The organism is Paludibaculum fermentans (assembly GCF_051172195.1).
Lineage (GTDB): Bacteria > Acidobacteriota > Terriglobia > Bryobacterales > Bryobacteraceae > Paludibaculum > Paludibaculum fermentans_A.
Genome location: NZ_JBPJAQ010000018.1, coordinates 1 through 2150, shown reverse-complemented (window position 1 = coordinate 2150; position 2150 = coordinate 1). Strand labels below are relative to the sequence as shown.

2 protein-coding genes are annotated in these 2150 nt (G+C 59.3%); both read left to right on the top strand.

The features are described 5' to 3' along the window. Nucleotides 1-842 precede the first annotated feature (842 nt). Nucleotides 843-1691 carry a TolB family protein gene (locus ACR9Y2_RS40270; protein ID WP_435047585.1) on the top strand — a complete coding sequence of 283 codons (849 nt, stop codon included), beginning with the start codon at nucleotides 843-845 and terminating at the stop codon, nucleotides 1689-1691. A gap of 131 nt (nucleotides 1692-1822) precedes the next feature. Continuing rightward, on the top strand, nucleotides 1823-2150 hold a 328-nt coding region (locus ACR9Y2_RS40265), incomplete at its 3' end, for a transposase (protein WP_435047584.1).

Genomic DNA, 2150 nt, shown 5'->3' with positions numbered 1-2150 from the left:
CCCGAAGTGATGCAGCGAGTGCACGGCCGGTACGCGCAGTATTTGAACGCTCGCCGGGGTCGATGTGGGCACCTTTGGCAGAACCGTTTCAATTCCTGTCCGTTGGGCGCATCGCATCTTTGGGCGGCCTTGCGCTATGTGGAATTGAACCCGGTCCGGGCCGGACTGGTGACAGACCCTTGGTGCTATGAATGGTCTAGCGCTGAGGCTCATCTGTCGGGGGAAGATCGAGCGCGGATTGCAGACATGTCGTTCTGGCGCGCGGCGGGTGGCGCTCCCGCTTGGGCGCGCCTGTTGAATGAGCCGGAAGTGGATATCGAGCTTAAAGCGCTACGCCGTGCGACACACTCTGGTCAGCCGTTTGGGGATCAGGCGTTTACGAAGGAAATGCACGCGCAACGGGCTGAGCTTTGCGCAAAGGTGGCGGGAGAGTTGGCTCCAGCGAGGGAGGTCGAGGTACTGAGAGCCAGAGGGTGAATGAGGCGGAGCCAGTGTGATCGGAAGCGTTCGCTTCGAGTAGAATGCTGAGTGTATGGTCTGGAAAGATATATAGGAAAATCGAGAGCGACAGTCCAGGACGTCCCCTTTTCTCACCTAGGACGTCCCCTTTTCTCACCTGACAGCCCGGGGTGGGGAGCGCCGCTGATTCCGATTCCATGGCCGATTACACGCACTGGGTTGAAGTTGTAGTGCGCGATTGCCTACTTCAGGGAGCTCTTCGTATGCTTTCTCTGTCGCGGAGACTATCAATTGATTTTCGATGGATAGCAGCGATGCTAAATCTAGCAGTATTGACCGCATGCGGGATTCGCGGCACGAGCAGGGACGAGGATGGATTCCTCGTGGAAATCAATTTTCTCGGAGAGGTCCAGGCGATCTCGCTGAGCGGCGAAACGGTATCTCGCAACGTTCTAGGGAGCCCCTGCGAGATGCGAACACGGCTTCGAGATTTGCATGCCTCCGGTGTATTGCAGCAGGAGGGGATTCTTCCAGCCAAGCAGCCGGAGCTCGTGTCTCGCGACGTGCGCGGTATGGAGATTGCGCGGTTTCCATTGGCCCCTGCGGATGTCACGGAACTGCGGCTCTCTCCCCGTGGGCATGCTGTCCTGACGGTGGGAGACCCGGCACCGGTGTCCAGTCGGTGTGTCAGCGGGCTCTACCTCGCCCGAAACAGAGCCCAGCTCTGGGATCTTCTCTGGTGCCCGGACGTGGAAGGCCTCGCACCTGACTCCGCTTCATGGTCACCCGATGAGCGGCGGATTGCTTTTGCTCATCAGAATCAGGTATTTGTCATGGCTTTGGACGAACGGAGGCCCCGATTGGTCGGGCGTGGGCGTTTCGTCCGGTGGTCGCCGGTCGCTGACCGGATCGCGTTTGTCGATGGAGACCACGTCGTCATTCAGGGGTTGCGTCCGAACGATCCTCAAAAACACTTGGTGGTGCCTGGCCTGATCGCCAACAGTGTTGAGTGGTCGCCCAACGGACAATACTTCGTCGCGGCTTGGCGGGCGAAGATACAACCGGGCGATGGCCGTGTGCTCCACGAACTCGGGATTGTCGATGCCTCCACATGGCAAGTTCGCCCGCTGGGAGTTCAGCGCTGGGGCGATCGATCCGACCTACGGTGGGTGCCGCTAACGCTCTCGCGGATTGATGATCTGGTGACGACTCGCAAGGCTGCTTGCGAGTAGTGTCACGGTTCTCCCGTCAGGGGCGGGGACGCCTGTCCCTTTCGCTTTACCCACGGAAGGTGGACGTCCTGGCCTGTCCCTCTCGTATTTGGATGAGAAAAAATCATCCTGCAGCGTGCTGATTGATCAGAATGCCTCGATCAGCTCGATTCATTGCGCCAGGTGTAGCGCATCACATTACCCAACGTGGTATCGACCGCCAGTCGGTGTTCCATTCCCGCCGTGACCGGCTGACCTACCTGAGCTTGTTGAGGGAACAGGCGGCCGTCAGCAACCTCCCGATTCTGGCTTATTGCCTGATGGCCAATCACATGCACCTGATTGCCGTACCGCACGATAGCCGAAGTGACGCAGCGAGTGCACGGCCGGTACGCGCAGTATTTGAACGCTCGCCGGGGTCGTTGTGGGCACCTTTGGCAGAACCGTTTCAATGCATGTCCGTTGGGCGCATCGCATCTC